Source organism: Bradyrhizobium zhengyangense, from assembly GCF_022012435.1.
Lineage (GTDB): Bacteria > Pseudomonadota > Alphaproteobacteria > Rhizobiales > Xanthobacteraceae > Bradyrhizobium > Bradyrhizobium zhengyangense.
On sequence record NZ_JAKLUA010000001.1, the window covers coordinates 718,868 to 733,826 of the forward strand.

The 14,959-nt window shown below is 63.0% G+C and carries 14 protein-coding genes; 6 read left to right on the forward strand and 8 right to left on the reverse strand.

The features are described from left to right. Positions 1 to 298: 298 nt before the first annotated feature. Entirely contained in the window at positions 299 to 574 is a 276-nt protein-coding gene (locus L6637_RS03500) for a hypothetical protein (RefSeq protein ID WP_237869194.1), read from the reverse strand. 252 nt (positions 575 to 826) lie between these two features. On the opposite strand from L6637_RS03500, the gene L6637_RS03505 reads away from it, so the two are divergent. Further along, positions 827 to 2,644, forward strand: a complete 1,818-nt coding sequence (locus L6637_RS03505) for a PHA/PHB synthase family protein (protein WP_237869196.1) — start codon at positions 827 to 829, stop codon at positions 2,642 to 2,644. Positions 2,645 to 2,702: 58 nt separating this feature from the next. Continuing rightward, positions 2,703 to 3,101, forward strand: coding sequence for an MAPEG family protein (locus tag L6637_RS03510; RefSeq protein WP_128952007.1), 399 nt, complete (start codon positions 2,703 to 2,705; stop codon positions 3,099 to 3,101). A 123-nt stretch (positions 3,102 to 3,224) separates the two neighbouring features. Here the strand turns inward: L6637_RS03510 and argC are convergent, their stop codons facing one another. From argC to L6637_RS03525, 3 genes are all read right to left on the reverse strand, one after another. Further along, positions 3,225 to 4,208 (reverse strand): N-acetyl-gamma-glutamyl-phosphate reductase, encoded by a 984-nt coding sequence (argC, locus tag L6637_RS03515; protein ID WP_237869197.1) that lies wholly within the window; start codon positions 4,206 to 4,208, stop codon positions 3,225 to 3,227. Then, positions 4,205 to 4,873, reverse strand: a complete 669-nt coding sequence (locus L6637_RS03520) for an FMN-binding negative transcriptional regulator (protein ID WP_237869198.1) — start codon at positions 4,871 to 4,873, stop codon at positions 4,205 to 4,207. The genes argC and L6637_RS03520 overlap by 4 nt, the downstream gene beginning before the upstream one ends. Before the next feature lie 225 nt (positions 4,874 to 5,098). Beyond that, on the reverse strand, positions 5,099 to 5,629 hold the full coding sequence (locus L6637_RS03525) for a DedA family protein (RefSeq protein WP_237869199.1): 531 nt from the start codon (positions 5,627 to 5,629) through the stop codon (positions 5,099 to 5,101). Between the two features lie 274 nt (positions 5,630 to 5,903). On the opposite strand from L6637_RS03525, the gene parE reads away from it, so the two are divergent. Then, positions 5,904 to 7,952, forward strand: coding sequence for a DNA topoisomerase IV subunit B (gene parE / locus L6637_RS03530; protein ID WP_237869200.1), 2,049 nt, complete (start codon positions 5,904 to 5,906; stop codon positions 7,950 to 7,952). 427 nt (positions 7,953 to 8,379) lie between these two features. Further along, entirely contained in the window at positions 8,380 to 9,165 is a 786-nt protein-coding gene (locus L6637_RS03535) for an outer membrane protein (protein ID WP_237869201.1), read from the forward strand. A 97-nt stretch (positions 9,166 to 9,262) separates the two neighbouring features. On the opposite strand, the gene L6637_RS03540 is transcribed toward L6637_RS03535, so the two are convergent. Continuing rightward, complete coding sequence (locus L6637_RS03540; RefSeq protein ID WP_237869202.1) at positions 9,263 to 9,919, reverse strand: hypothetical protein; 657 nt, start codon at positions 9,917 to 9,919, stop codon at positions 9,263 to 9,265. 140 nt (positions 9,920 to 10,059) lie between these two features. On the opposite strand from L6637_RS03540, the gene L6637_RS03545 reads away from it, so the two are divergent. Both L6637_RS03545 and L6637_RS03550 read left to right on the forward strand, forming a co-directional pair. After that, positions 10,060 to 10,245 carry a hypothetical protein gene (locus L6637_RS03545; protein WP_237869203.1) on the forward strand — a complete coding sequence of 62 codons (186 nt, stop codon included), beginning with the start codon at positions 10,060 to 10,062 and terminating at the stop codon, positions 10,243 to 10,245. A 21-nt stretch (positions 10,246 to 10,266) separates the two neighbouring features. After that, positions 10,267 to 11,037: an SDR family NAD(P)-dependent oxidoreductase gene (locus L6637_RS03550; protein WP_237869205.1), complete on the forward strand. Its 771-nt coding sequence runs from the start codon at positions 10,267 to 10,269 to the stop codon at positions 11,035 to 11,037. A 95-nt stretch (positions 11,038 to 11,132) separates the two neighbouring features. Here the strand turns inward: L6637_RS03550 and L6637_RS03555 are convergent, their stop codons facing one another. The 3 genes from L6637_RS03555 to L6637_RS03565 all read right to left on the reverse strand — a co-directional run bounded on the left by L6637_RS03555 (position 11,133) and on the right by L6637_RS03565 (position 14,938). Next, positions 11,133 to 11,903, reverse strand: coding sequence for an outer membrane protein (locus L6637_RS03555; RefSeq protein WP_237858000.1), 771 nt, complete (start codon positions 11,901 to 11,903; stop codon positions 11,133 to 11,135). A gap of 179 nt (positions 11,904 to 12,082) precedes the next feature. Further along, positions 12,083 to 13,330, reverse strand: coding sequence for an FAD-dependent oxidoreductase (locus L6637_RS03560; protein WP_237869207.1), 1,248 nt, complete (start codon positions 13,328 to 13,330; stop codon positions 12,083 to 12,085). Between the two features lie 84 nt (positions 13,331 to 13,414). After that, positions 13,415 to 14,938, reverse strand: a complete 1,524-nt coding sequence (locus L6637_RS03565) for a caspase family protein (RefSeq protein ID WP_237869208.1) — start codon at positions 14,936 to 14,938, stop codon at positions 13,415 to 13,417. Between the last annotated feature and the right edge of the window lie 21 nt (positions 14,939 to 14,959).

Genomic DNA, 14,959 nt, shown 5'->3' on the forward strand with positions numbered 1-14,959 from the left:
ACATAGGTTCTTGGGGCTCCGGGCAACCGGTCAGGACAGAATCGAGGGGCAATGTCCGTCCCTTCGAGGAGACATCGCCCGACACTCGAAAATCACTCAAAATCAAACACTTGGAGCAATTTTCGGCGACAAGGACTGAACTCCTTCGCCCTGACTCTCGGCTGAATTGAAGTCTTTTAGCACGGAGTGGCGGAGGCGCCAGAGATTACGTTGCGCGGCGCGATGGCCGTCCCGCTCCCGTTTGCCGGCCCTGACTTTGTTTTGCGCCGCTGACTTGGCTGCCCCTATTTTGGTAGCCCTATTTGGCATCCTTGGCGGCGACGGCCTGGCGGTCGCGCGCAGCTGCAAGCTCGGCCTCGATCTTGGCGCGTTGGTCCGGCGGGATGACTGCCTGATCACGGTCAGGTGGCAAATCGTGCACCGGCAAATAGGCGCCGGGCTCCTTGGGGTGAGCAGTCGTGTCGGCCGCGGACATGTCCGCGAGCTGGCTCGAACAACCGCCCAGGGCGAACGCTGCCATGAGCAGCGCGCAGCCTACAAGCCGCGACTTTTGCAGGTCCCATAACGCCAACACTTGGGAATTCCCCTACACGTCCCAACGCACGGCTGCCGGCAACTTAACCAACAATCCGCTCAAGCTCAAACCATTGCTGCCCACAAATGGTACGAGCGAGAAATCATCAAGGCCCACGGCATAAAACGTGCACTGCGATTGTGACAAAAGCAAGAAGCCCTGTCGCAGTGCAGCACATCTTCGCGCCTGTTTCGCGCGAAACCAGCGAGCTTCGCGGTGACGAATACGGAATGAATCGTTACTGTCGTCCTCATGAGTATCGCCACAACCGACACGCCCAAATCCGGGACAAAGTCTGAAACGAAGTTTGATGCGGAAGCCTTCGCGATGAATGTCGCGCGGGCGATGGAGAGCGGCGGCAAGGCGCTCGCCGCGTATCTCAAGCCGCGCGAGAGCGGCGAGGTGCAGGACCGTCCGCCGGCCGAGCTCGCTGAGGTCGTCAAGACCTTCACATCGGTCGCCGAATACTGGCTGTCGGACCAGTCGCGTGCGTCCGACCTCCAGACCAAGCTCGCCAAGGACTATCTCGATCTCTGGGGCTCGGCGGCACGGCGGATGGCCGGCCAGGAGGCACAGGCCGCGATCGCGCCCTCGCCGCGCGACAAGCGCTTCGCCGATCCGGAATGGAAATCGAACCAGTTCTTCGATTTCGTCATGCAGCTCTATCTGCTCACCAGCAAATTTGCCCAGGAGCTGGTGCGCGACGCGGAGCTTGATCCGGCGACCCGCCGCAAGGCCGAGTTCTACGTCCAGCAGGTCACCAACGCGATCTCGCCGTCGAACTTCGTGCTGACCAATCCGGAGGTGCTGCGCGAGACCGTCGCCAGCAGCGGCGAGAACCTCGCGCGCGGCCTGACCATGCTGGCGGAGGACATCGCCGCCGGCAAGGGCATGCTGAAGATCCGCCAGTCCAACCCGGACAACCTCGTCGTCGGCGTCAACATGGCGACGACTCCGGGCAAGGTAATCTACCAGAACGAGATGATGCAGCTGATCCAGTATGCGCCGACCACGGAGAAGGTGCTGCGCACGCCGCTGCTGATCGTGCCGCCCTGGATCAACAAGTTCTACATCCTCGATCTCAAGCCGGAGAAATCCTACATCAAGTGGTGCGTCGATCAGGGCATCACCGTGTTCGTGATCTCATGGGTCAATCCCGACAAGAAGCTCGGCGCCAAGAGCTGGGAAGATTACATGAAGGAAGGCCCGCTCACGGCAATGGACGTGATCGAGAAGGTCACCGGCGAGATGAAGGTGCACACGGCCGGCTATTGCGTCGGCGGCACCATGCTCGCGACCACGCTGGCCTGGCTTGCCGAGAAGCGGCGCCAGCGCGTGACCTCGGCGACGTTCTTCGCCGCCCAGGTCGACTTCACCCATGCCGGCGATTTGCTCGTGTTCGTGGACGAAGACCAGATCGCGGCGCTCGAGCAGGACATGAAGGCCTCCGGTGTGCTCGAAGGCTCCAAGATGGCGATGGCCTTCAACATGCTGCGCTCCAACGACCTGATCTGGTCCTACGTCGTCAGCAACTACCTCAAGGGCCAGCAGCCGAGCGCGTTCGACCTGTTGCACTGGAATTCCGACGCAACGCGGATGACGCAGGCCAACCATTCCTACTATCTGCGCAACTGCTATCTGGAGAACCGGTTGTCGACCGGCACCATGGTGCTCGACAACACCCTGCTCGATCTCTCCAAGGTCAAGGTGCCGGTCTACAACCTCGCCACGCGCGAGGACCACATCGCGCCGGCGGAATCGGTGCTGTATGGCTCGCAATTCTTTGGCGGGCCCGTGAAGTACGTACTATCAGGCTCGGGCCACATCGCCGGCGTCGTCAATCCGCCAGCCTCGAACAAGTACCAGTACTGGACCAACGACAACATCAAGAACGTCAGCGTCGCCGAGTGGATGAAGGGCGCGGTGGAGCACAAGGGCTCGTGGTGGCCGGACTGGCGCGAATGGCTGGGCGGGCTCGATCCGGAGGAAGTGCCGGCGCGCAGCGTCGGAAGCGAAGCGCTGCCGCCGATCGAGGACGCGCCCGGCAGCTATGTCATGGTTCGCGCATAGCGCAGGGCCGCGCGTTTTCGTATAAGCTCACGGCATCGATTTTGGAGGGGACCGGGTTATGACGCGTGAATTGTTCTGGCTGACCTGTACGGTGATCCTGACCGGGATCCTCTGGATTCCCTACACCATCAACCGCTGCCAGGTTCGCGGGCTCAGCGGCGCCATGGCCAACCCCGCACGCGGCGACAAGCCGCAAGCCGAATGGGCCAACCGCTTGATGTTCGCGCACGACAATGCGGTCGAGAACCTCGTGCTGTTCGCGCCGCTGGTGCTGATCCTGAACGCGATTGACTATTCCTCGAAATGGACGGTGCTCGCCTGCGTCGTCTATTTCTGGGCGCGCGTTGCGCATCTGATCGTCTACGCGCTGGGCATTCCAGTATTCCGCACCCTCGCCTTCACCGTCGGCTTCCTGGCACAGGCTGTGCTGGCGCTAGCGATCTTCAAGGTGTTCTGAGGAACTGCGAGTTAGGATACTCAGGCGTGGAACGTCTGCGGCTCCAGGTGATCCTCGCCTCCTTGTTTGGCGCGCTTGCATGGCCGGGACAAGCCCGGCCATGACGAAGGCGAAAGCCGCCCCCTATTCCTCCGGCAGGCCCAGCATCAGCCGCATGTTCTGCACGGCAGCACCCGAGGCGCCCTTGCCGAGATTGTCCAGCCGCGCGACCAGCACCGCCTGGTGGTACTTGTCGCTGGCGAAGACGTAGAGCTCGAGCATGTTGGTCTCATTGAGAGCCTCCGGCTCGAGCCGGCCGCCCTTGCTCGCCTCGTTCTGGAGCGGCATCGCCTTGACGTATTTCGAGCCGGCATAGCGCTTCGCGAGCGCGGCCTGCAAGTCGACACCGCCTGGCTTGCCCGGCAGCGTATCGAGCTGCAGCGGGATCGAGACCAGCATGCCCTGCCGGTAATTGCCGACCGAGGGAATGAAGATCGGCCGCCGCGTCAGGTTCGAATAGAGCTGCAGCTCCGGCAGATGCTTGTGCTCGAAGCCGAGGCCGTAGAGCTCGAAGGACGGCGCGCTGCCGTCTTCGAAGCTCGCGATCATCGACTTGCCGCCGCCGGAATAGCCGCTCACGGCGTTGACGCTGATGGGATAGTCAGGCGGCAACAGGCCGGCATCGACGATCGGCCGCAGCAGCGCGATGCCGCCGGTCGGATAGCAGCCGGGATTGGAGACTTTCTTCGCAGCCTTGATCTTGCCGGCCTGGTCCGGCGCCAGTTCCGGAAAACCGTAAGCCCAGTCAGGCGCGACCCGGTAGGCGGTCGAGGCGTCCAGTACCTTCGGCCCCGAGCCGCCCATGCTGTCGATCAGAGCGACGGTCTCCCTGGCGGCATCGTCAGGCAGGCAGAGGATGACGAGATCCACCTCCTCCATCAGCGCCTTCTTGGCCGCAGGGTCCTTGCGCTTGTCGTCGGCGATCGTCTTCACCACGACATCGTTCTGGAGCTTCAGCCGCTCATTGATGCCGAGCCCGGTGGTGCCGGAGCCGCCATCGACGAAGACGGTGGCAGGCTTCTTGGCCGCGCCAGAGATCGGAGCTTTGGTGGTATCCGTGAGGCTCATGGTGCGGTCCTTTCGAGCATTTTGGTTTCGTTCGCGAAAGCCTCGGGCCTTGCGTCCTGCATCAGTTGCGCGATCTCTCTCGCGTCGGCGTGGGCTTGCGCGCCAAGCGCATTGGCGATCGCCACATAGTCGGCGTCCGATTTGTGCTGGTTGAGCTTGAAGCTGCCCTCGACCTCTTCAACCGTCATGACCAGTCCCACGATCCCCTTCTTCATCGCCTCAAGCCGACCTGCCGTCATCTTGCCCGAGGTCCACGGCTTCTTCGGCAACAGCCAGTTCTCGAACTTTTCGCTGAGCGTATCGATTTGAACCGAGAGCTCACCATCCGACAGCAATCGCACCGGACCGCTCAGATGAACCGACTGGTAGAGCCAGGTCGGCACCTGATCCGGCGAGACGTACCAGTCCGGCGAGACATAGGCATCCGGACCATTGATCGCGAGCAGCCACGACGTCGCGCCGTCCGCAAGCTTTACCAGCGGATTGTGACGGGCGACATGAAAGGCGGCCTGCGGCGTGCCGTCGGCCGCATAGCTCAAATAGAACGGCAGCGGCGAGGCGGTCGGTTTGTGGCCATCGAAGGCGCACATCGTGCCGAAACCGCGCTCGCCTGCAAATTTCAGGCTTGCGGTGCGATCCGGCTTGAAAAAGGGTGGCGTGTACATCGTGGTCTCCTGCTGGGCCTCCTCGGGGGCCGCCGGATCAGATCGCGCTGACAGGAGAGAGAATGCCGCGGATCGGGTCCAGCGGCAAAGACGATGATCTCAAACGCGATCGACCGCCCAAACCGCAAAGCTGCGGCGGCGGCGACGGGCGAACAGGATGGTCGCGGCGTTGATCATGGCGCGCGGCTATAAGGCCAGATGCAGTTCCCGTCAAGGTTCACGGCGTCAGATGAGGCGCCAGATCCATTCCATGATCCTGGCGATGACATCGCCGAACAGCAGCAGCGCCGCAGCCCAGACCAGAGCCGAGACGAAATTGGCCGCCTGGAAACTCCAGTACGGCATCTCGAAAATGCCCGCCGCGAGCGGCACGGAGGCGCGCAAGGGACCGAAGAAGCGGCCGATGAAGATGCTGGGAACGCCCCAGCTGCGTACGAAAGCCTCGCCCCTCGGCAGGATATCCGGATAGCGCGAGAGCGGCCACATCTGCGCGACGTGTTCCTTGTAGCGATAGCCGAACCAGTAGGAGACCCAGTCGCCGAGCGCCGCGCCGAACGCGCCGGCAATCCAGATCGGATAGAAGCTGATGCCGCTCGCCCCGATCAACGCACCGATGGCGACCAGCGCCCCCCAGGCCGGGATCAGAAGCGAGATGAAAGCCAGCGATTCCCCGAACGCCAGCAGGAACACGATAGGAGCAGCCCAGGCCTGATGAAGGCGCACGAAATCGGCCAGTGCGTGCGCAAACTGCTCCATTCCAGATTAGCCTTCCCGCCCCGCCTCGAGGTCCTGCCAGATGGAAAAGACTGGTAAGCCAAGGGCTTGTGTGACATCAAGTCACAAAGCCGGGCCCAGGCCGGCCAGGCCGTCAAATTGCCGGGACTTGGTTAGCTTGCGGCGTAAATTCGCCGGCATTAGCTCCCACCCACAGCGCCCACACGCCCCCGTGGTAACCTTTCGATCCCAGAAGTGGCATAGTCGCCCTTAACCGATTCGCCGCCTGCGCGGCCCTCAAAACGCATCAAGATATATGTCCAAGCAGTTGAAAACGAAAGATAAAGACGATTTGTTCGAGGGTAATGAGCCGAAGGCGCGCGCAAGCGCCGCGAAGGCCGCTCCCCGCACGACCGGCGGTGAGGCCGATTACACGGCCGCCGACATCGAGGTGCTCGAGGGCCTGGAGCCGGTGCGGCGCCGGCCAGGCATGTATATCGGCGGCACCGACGAAAAGGCGCTGCATCATTTGTTCGCCGAGGTCATCGACAACTCGATGGACGAGGCGCTGGCGGGGCACGCAACCTTCATAGGCGTCGAGCTCTCCGCTGACGGGTTCCTCACCGTCACCGACAACGGCCGCGGCATTCCGATCGATCCGCATCCGAAGTTCCCGAAGAAGTCGGCGCTCGAAGTCATCATGTGCACGCTGCATTCGGGCGGCAAGTTCGACAGCAAGGTCTACGAGACCTCGGGCGGCCTGCATGGCGTCGGCATCTCCGTGGTGAATGCCCTCTCCTCGCGCCTCGAGGTCGAGGTCGCGCGCAGCCAGAAGCTCTATCGCATGTCGTTCGAGCGAGGCCATCCCAAGGGCAAGCTCGAGGATCTCGGCAAGGTCAACAACCGCCGCGGCACGCGCGTTCGCTTCAAGCCGGATACCGACATCTTCGGCGCCAAGGCCGCGTTCAAGCCGCAGCGCCTGTTCAAGATGACGCGCTCGAAGGCCTATCTGTTCGGGGGTGTCGAGATCCGCTGGAACTGCGCGCCCGAGTTGCTCAAGGGCGTCGAGGACGTGCCGGCGGAAGCAACCTTCCATTTCCCCGGAGGTCTCAAGGATTATCTGGCGGCGGCGATCCACGCCGACACGCTGGTGCACCCGGATATCTTCTCGGGCAAGTCGGGCCGCAACGGCGCGCATGGCGCCTGCGAATGGGCCGTGGCCTGGACCGCGGATGCCGACGGCTTCCTGTCGTCCTACACCAACACGGTGCCGACGCCCGATGGCGGCACGCATGAATCGGGCTTACGCTCAGCGCTGCTGCGCGGACTGAAGGACCACGCCGAACGCGTCGGCCAGGGCAAGCGCGCCTCGTCCATCACCTCGGAAGATGTGATGGTGGGCGCCGCCGTGATGCTCTCGGTGTTCGTGCGCGAGCCTGAATTCCAGGGCCAGACCAAGGATCGTCTCGCCACCGCCGAAGCGCAGCGCATCGTCGAACAGGCGATGAAGGATCCGTTCGACCATTGGCTGTCGGGCAATCCGAACATGGCCAACCGGCTGCTCGACTTCGTGATCGACCGCGCCGAGGAGCGGCTGCGCCGCCGCCAGGAAAAGGAAACGGCGCGCAAGACGGCCGGCAAGAAGCTGCGCCTGCCCGGCAAGCTCGCCGACTGCACCGACGCGGGCACCGATGGCTCCGAGCTCTTCATCGTCGAGGGCGACTCGGCCGGCGGCAGCGCCAAGCAGGCGCGCGACCGCAAGACGCAAGCCGTACTGCCCTTGCGCGGAAAAATCCTCAACGTGGCTTCCGCCGGCAAGGACAAGCTCACCGCGAACGCCCAGCTCTCCGATCTCGTGCAAGCGATCGGCTGCGGACAACTTCTGCACTATCGGGAAGAGGATCTGCGCTATCAGCGCATCATCATCATGACCGACGCCGACGTCGACGGCGCCCACATCGCCTCGCTGCTGATCACCTTCTTCTACCGGCAGATGCCGAAGCTGATCGACGAAGGGCACCTCTTCCTCGCGGTGCCGCCGCTTTACAAGCTCACCCACGGCACTAAGTCGGTCTACGCGCGCGACGACAAGCACAAGGACGAGCTGATCAAGAGCATGTTCAACGCCAACGCCAAGGTCGAGGTGAATCGCTTCAAAGGCCTAGGCGAGATGATGCCGGCGCAGCTCAAGGAAACCACCATGGATCCGAGCAAGCGGACGTTGCTCAAGGTGGTCCTGCTGCCGGACGACCGCGACACCACGGCAGATTCGGTGGAGCGCCTGATGGGGACCAAGGCCGAAGCGCGCTTTGCCTTCATCTCCGACAAGGCCGAGTTCGCCAGCGACGAACTGCTCGACGTCTGACCCTGCGATTCCCGTTCAAAAGCCCCGGCTTAAGGCCGGGGCTTTTCATTTTCGGGGCGGTACACTTGGCCTTCCCGGTGATTGATTCCATGGCGATCCGCCTCTCAGGCGTGCGACTCGGCCAGCGACTCACGGGGCCCAAGCCGCCCCACGGCCGAGGCAGAATTGCCTCCATTTCGGACAAAGGCGAATTCCTAACGAAAACCTACCCAAAGGGAAAAGCCGGAGATCCCTACAACATCATGAATTCCCTTGGCTTTTCAGATTCCTGCAATGACGCCTTGGAACCGGGGGCGCGGGGCGTTTTCCGGCGACTGTGCCTGCGCTGCAACAGCATTTCGGCGAGAACCGTCTATAGTCCGGGCATCAGATCACACGGACTTCAGTGCGCTCGCGCCTGCTACGAACCAAGGTTGGGGATTTCATCATGAAGAAGATTGCACTCGCTCTGACCGCGATTGCGGCAATGACCGGTTCGGCTTCAGCTGCTGACCTGGCTGCCCGTCCCTACGTGAAGGCCCCGATGGTTGCTCCGGTTGCCAACTGGACCGGCTTCTACATCTTCGGCGGCGGCGGCGGTGGCCTCTCGAACTCCGACCAGAGCATCGTCTCGACCACGACGGGCACTCCGCTCACGATCACCCAGCGTCAGGGTGGTTCGGGCTGGTTCGGCACCGTCGGTCTCGGCTACGACTGGCAGTTCAATAGCACCTGGGTCGCCGGCGTGTTCGCTGACGGTCAGTTCGGCAGCATCAGCGGCACCGTGCAGGATCCGCTCCTCGGCCTCACCGGTAAGCAGAAGCTGGAAGACTCCTGGGCCGCCGGCGTGCGCCTCGGCTGGCTGGTCGCTCCGAACGTTCTGTCCTACGTCAACGGCGGTTACTCGGGCGCCCACTTCGGCAGCACCAGCTTCACCAACCTGGCTGGCGGCCCGACCGGCCTCCACCTCAACGGCTACAACCGTAACGGCTGGTTCGTCGGCGGCGGCGTCGAGAACAGCCTGAACATCTTCGGTATCTCCTCGCCCGGCTGGTTCATGAAGACCGAATACCGCTCGGCCTTCTACGATGCCAAGACCCGCGATGAAATCGTCGACGCAACCAACCTGCCGACCGGCGTGAACAGCATCCGCGCCAACAGCTGGAACCAGACGATCTCGACCTCGCTGGTCTATCGCTTCAACTGGACCGGTCCGGTCGTCGCCAAGTACTGAGCTTAGAACGTCCTGAGCTTAAAAGTACTGAGCTGAACGAAAGTTTAGACGTCAAAGCCCCGGCTTCGCCGGGGCTTTTTCGTTATGAGGGGCCCTTCTAACGCGCAACGCTCGCCTTCAGCGACTGGTAGGCGCCGGCAAGCTTGGTTTCGACGGTGGCCCAATCGGCCTCGGTGATGGCCTCGGCCTTGGCATCACGGAACGCCATCGCTTCCGCCCGAACGATCCCGAACTGCCTGATCCCTGCGTCGTCAGCGCTCTTGCCATAGGTCAGCGCTGCCACACGTGCGATCGTCAAACCATAGTCCTGCGGGCCGACCGCCTCGCGGCGCGCCTGCCACCAGTCGAGCTCGAGACGAGCCGCCTCTTCGACGTCAAACGCCACGGGCGCGGCCGCTGCGAAATCGCGGTAGTAGCCCACGAGCGCCGGCAGCGCCTTATCAGCCTCCTGCCGTGAGTGCGTCGGCTGGAACGCCTTGGCTGCCTCGGCGGCACTGAACGCAATATGCAGGCTCCTGAACGGGGAAAAGCCGAACTGCGTCCGCGTCGAGGCATAGAGATGGTAAAACAGCGCGGCATAGCGCTTGTCGTAATAGTCGCGCCACATCGCGGTCTCGAGCCGTGCCATCTCGCCCGGATCGAACGCCCGGAGATCCGCTTGGCGAGGAATACCCGCATAAGCCGCGACAAGCACGGCCGCAGCAGCTGCGCCCAAGATCACCTTGCGTCTGGAGATCAGCTTGCGCACGGACATGCATTCTCCTCTACGGCTTTGCCTCCGCAGCCATTGTATCTGAACTGAAGCTACGGCTAGTCTGGCGGGAAGTTTTCGTGACCAGCGGCGATCGTTCCTGCCGCGGGTCACGACAGAATCAGGCCGATGGGGAGGAATGCATGCGCAGATTTCTGCTTGTAGCAGGCCTGTTTGCCCTCGCTATCGGGCTGCTCTGGATCGGACAGGGCACGGGCACCGTCGCCTGGCCGCGATCGAGCTTCATGATCAACCAGCTGCAATGGGCCGGCTATGGCGCTGCCATGGCCGGATTCGGGCTGGTCCTGATCTGGCAGAGCAACCAATAAAAGAAACCAGGAAGTGAAAGCATGACAGCCAACCGGTTCGATCTCCGCGGCAAGGTCGCGATCGTCACAGGAGGCAATGGCGGCATTGGGCTTGGCCTTGCCCATGGGCTCGCCGACGCCGGCGCCGATATCGCCGTGGTCGGACGCAACGAAGCCAAATCGGCCGCGGCCGTCGCCGATCTCAAAGCGCGCGGCGTGAAGGCGATCTCAGTCACCACCGATGTCACCGACAAGGACGCGGTCGCGGCGATGATCGACCGCGTCGCCAGGGAGCTCGGCCGCATCGACATCCTGATCAACAATGCCGGAATGAGCATCCGCAAGCCGCCGCACGAGCTCGAGCTCGACGAGTGGAACAAGGTGATCGACACCAACCTCACCAGCGCCTTCGTCTGCTCGAAGCTCGCCTATCCGGCGCTGAAGGCATCGGGCAACGGCAAGGTGATCAATATCGGCTCGATGATGTCGATCTTCGGCGCCAGCTTCGCGACGGCCTATGCGGCGAGCAAGGGCGGCATCGTTCAGTACACGCGCGCGTGCGCCAACGCGTGGGCGCCCGACAACATCCAGGTCAATGCGATCCTGCCGGGCTGGATCGACACCGATCTCACCCGCGGCGCGCGCAAGCAGGTCTCGGGCCTGCACGAGCGCGTCCTGGCACGCACCCCTGCAGGGCGCTGGGGTGACATCGACGACTTCGCCGGCATCGCCGTGTTCCTCGCCTCGCCGGCATCGAACTTCGTCACGGGCACAGCGATCCCCGTCGACGGCGGCTTCTCGGTCATGGCCTGAGGCGCATGCCGCGGCTGCACGCAAAAAAGAAGCCCCGGTGGAAGCCGGGGCTTTTAATTTTGTCGTGATCTTTTCTTTGATTGGTCGCTTGTTGCTCAGTAGCGCGCGATCACAGGCGCGTCGAACTTGTAGCTGGCGCGCACGACCGCCCACTGGATGTCGCGCGGCTTGGCGTCGAAGGTGTAGTTTCCGGACAGGCCGCCGAGCTGATAGGTCTGGCTGCCGAAGGCCGCGTAATTGTACTCGAGGCCGACGATCCAGTTGCGGGTGATGCCGTATTCCCAGCCGGCGCCGACGGTCCAGCCGTTGGCCCAGTGAGTCTGCCCGCCCGAGCCTTGCGCCACGCCGACGGTGTCGCTGACGTTGAGACGATTGTTCACGCCGGCATAGCCGCCCTTGACGTAGAACAGGTTGTTCTGAACGGCGAAGCCGGCGCGGCCGACGACGGTCGCGAGAACGTTCGTACGCCAGGTGAAGACGTCATCGCCCGCACCGAACGCGTTGTTCACGACGGTGCCCTTGTTGTCGAGACCGGAGATCGTGCCCTCCATGCCGAACACGTAGTTGTTGGCCTGCCAGTTGTAGCCGATCTGGGCGCCGCCCATGATGCCGGCGCCGCGCTGACGATAGCCCTGGCCCGGCGTCAGATCGCCGAACGGCGCGCCGGTCCCGTTGTTGATGAACTGCTCGTTGGTCCAGGCGCCACCGATGTGGCCACCGACGTAGAAGCCGGTCCAGTTGAACAGCGGCTCGATGTAGGCAGGTGCCTTGGTGTAAGGACGCGCGGCGAGATCGGCGGCGGAAGCAGCGCCGGTCGAAACCAGAGCAGTCGTGCAGGCGAAGGCAGCAATCAATTTGTTACGCATGGTACACCCCGTGTCCTTTGATGGGCGCACGCTCACACGCAGTTCTTACTCAAATTTGAATCAACAAAGTTAAGGCGCCGGATTGGCATTGGGCAGTCTTTGAATCCCCGGGCGCTGTTGCAGGCGCGCAACGCGGACGCCGCAATTTAACGCGGCGTTATCCCTACCAAATCACTGCGTCAGGATGCCGGCGAATGCACGTGCTCGGGCCGCACGCCGATGGCGATGAAACGCGCGGGAATGCCCTGGAGCCAGGGCAAAGCGGAGATCAGGCGCAAGATCAGCGGCACCTTGAACGGTTGATTGCCGCCTTTCAGCGCGCTGCTGACGATGTTGTTCTGCACGACCACCTGCATCGCCTGGGTCATCTTCACCGGGAATTCGCGGCGATGCCTCACGGCATCGAGCTCATCTTCGGATGGACAGCCGCGCATCAGCTTCTCGGCCAGCAGGTTCGCGGTCGCGACCGCATCCTGCACGGCCAAATTGACGCCGACGCCGCCGACCGGCGACATCGCATGCGCGGCGTCGCCGATACAAAGCAGTCCGGGTCGCGTCCAGTGGCTCAGACGGTTGATCGCGACCGTCAGCAACTTCACGTCGTCGAAACTCTTGACGTCGGCGATGCCGTGCTTGAGCACCGGCGCCATGCGCACGACATCGTCGAGCAGCGCCTGTAGTCCCCTCGCCTTCACCGCATCATATTGTCCCTTGGCGATGACATAGGCGCACTGCCAGTAATCGCCGCGGTCGAAGGTGACCATCATCTTGCCGGGCTCGATGCGCGCAAACAGGTTCTCGGTCTCGTCCGGCCTGCGGCCCGCGCGGAACCAGAGCACGTCCATCGGCGCACCGATCTCCTCGACGGCAAGGCCTGCGCGCTCGCGCACCGTCGAGTGGCGGCCGTCGCAGGCGATGGTGAGATCGGCCTCGATGTCGAGGATGCCGTCGGGCGTGCTTGCGCGCACGCCCGCGATGGTATCGCCGCGGCGGATCAGGTCGACCGCCTCCGTGCTCATCAGCACGTCGAGCGAGGAGAAACGCTTGCCGGCCTCGCGCAGGAAATTGAGAAAATCCCATTGCGGCATGAAGGCGATGAAAGGGTATTTCGTTTTCAGCCGGCCGAGATCGGCGATTCGCACCTTGGTGCCGCCGAACAGGCCGTCCATCTTTTGCAAGCGCTGATGCGGCAGCTTGAGAAAGCCGTCGATGAGGCCGAGCTCGTCCATCACCTGAAGCGTCGAGGGATGCACGGTGTCGCCGCGAAAGTCGCGGAAGAAATCAGCATGCTTCTCCAGCACCACGACATCGATGCCGGCGCGTCCCAGCAGATAGCCGAGCATCATGCCCGCAGGACCGCCGCCGACGATGCAGCAGCGGACCTTCATGGAGCGAGAAGGAAATTGTTGGGGCGTACTTGCGTCCATCGTGCGGGCTCCCGGCGCTGCGATCCACAACGGGATTGTAACGCCCGCCCATGCGAAAGGCTCAATTTGATCGCAGGAAGCAGCTCAATTATTGCTGCGGTTCGCCGTCCGGAAAGTCTTGACCTCCGACACGCTGCCGTCACGATAGGTCAATTCGACCGACATGAACTGCGTTGCTGGCGGCAGCTTCTCATAGAGCAGCATGCCGGCCGTGATCGCAGAGGGATCGCGGAGATCGCAAGCCGGCAGTTTCAGCACCTTATCCGGCACCGCCGTGTCGATGCCGATGCGCGCCTCGCGGATTGCGCAGCGATACGAGACCAGATGGGAATAATAGACCAGCAGCCCGTTGAACTGGCGGAATGACAGCCAACTTGTGGCGGTCATGTCGAGGATCTTGCGCTGATCGCGGATCAGAGCTGCTTCCGGATCGAACTTGATCGGGAACGGGCCCTGCATGTCGCCGGAGGCGTCGACGTAGCGGACCTCGATGGTGCCGGCCTGGGCATCCACCGGCAGCTCGATCGAGGGGTTCGGCATCCGCTTGCGGGTGCGCGGATCAAGCGTGTCCATGAAGCCGGTCTCACGGAAATCGCCCTTGCCGGCCATGCGCCATGAAATTCCGATCGTGGGATCTGCGAAGGAGAACGTCACGCTCCAGCCGCCATTGTGGCGCGAGAAGCTCGCGATCGGCGCATTGGTGCTTTCCTCCTTCGGCACGCGCGGCACAGACACCGGCGGCAACGCGGCGACCTTTTGCTGCGGCGGATCGGCGGGCCGAGCCGCTGCGGCGGCCGCATCCTTCACGACGCCACTGAGGAAGACGTCATCGACCATCTGGTCGAAATAGACGGGCACCTGCTTGTGCCTGACGGTATCGGCCATCTCGCTGACCAGACGGCGCGTGTGCTGTGCGACCTGCACGAGATTCTCGCCAGGCTGGAGCAACTCCTTGGCGAACGTGCGCGTGAACACCGAATTGGGATTGGCATCGTCGTTGGAGAGACGATCGAGCGCGGTCTGGCGCGGACCCGCTGAGAACACCGAGAACACACCTTCGGGAAGCTGGGTCATCGGCGCGAGGCCACCACCGCCGGCGACCGCACGCGTGCCTGAACGTTCGAACGGATTGTTGCGGCAGGCGTCGAACACCAGGATCGAGGTGCGCGCCTTCTTGTTCTGGAGACGCTCGACGACACGATCGGCCAGAATGGAGGCATCGCGCACCAGCTCTTCCTGGCCTTCGGTCGCCGCCGGCACGTCGGTCGGCAGCAGATAGTTCTGGCCCGCGATCTCGAAGCCATGGCCGGCATAGAAGAAGAACGCGGTATCGCCGGGCTCGATCACCCGGTCGAAGGCGAGCAGCGTCTCCGTGAATTGCTGACGGTTCTGGTTTTCAGCGACCATCACCTGGAAGCCGAGCTGCTTCAGCGTGTCGCCCATGGTGCGGGCGTCGTTGACGGCCTTCACGAGCTTCGGCACGTTCTTGTAGTCGTTGTTGCCGATCACGAGCGCGACGCGCTTTTCGGCATGCGCAACGCTTGCGATGCCGCTGAGGCTCGCTGCCAGGCCCAGCGCGGCCAGAATTCTGAAGACCCGACGCGTCATCGTGATATCCCGTTGCAAAAC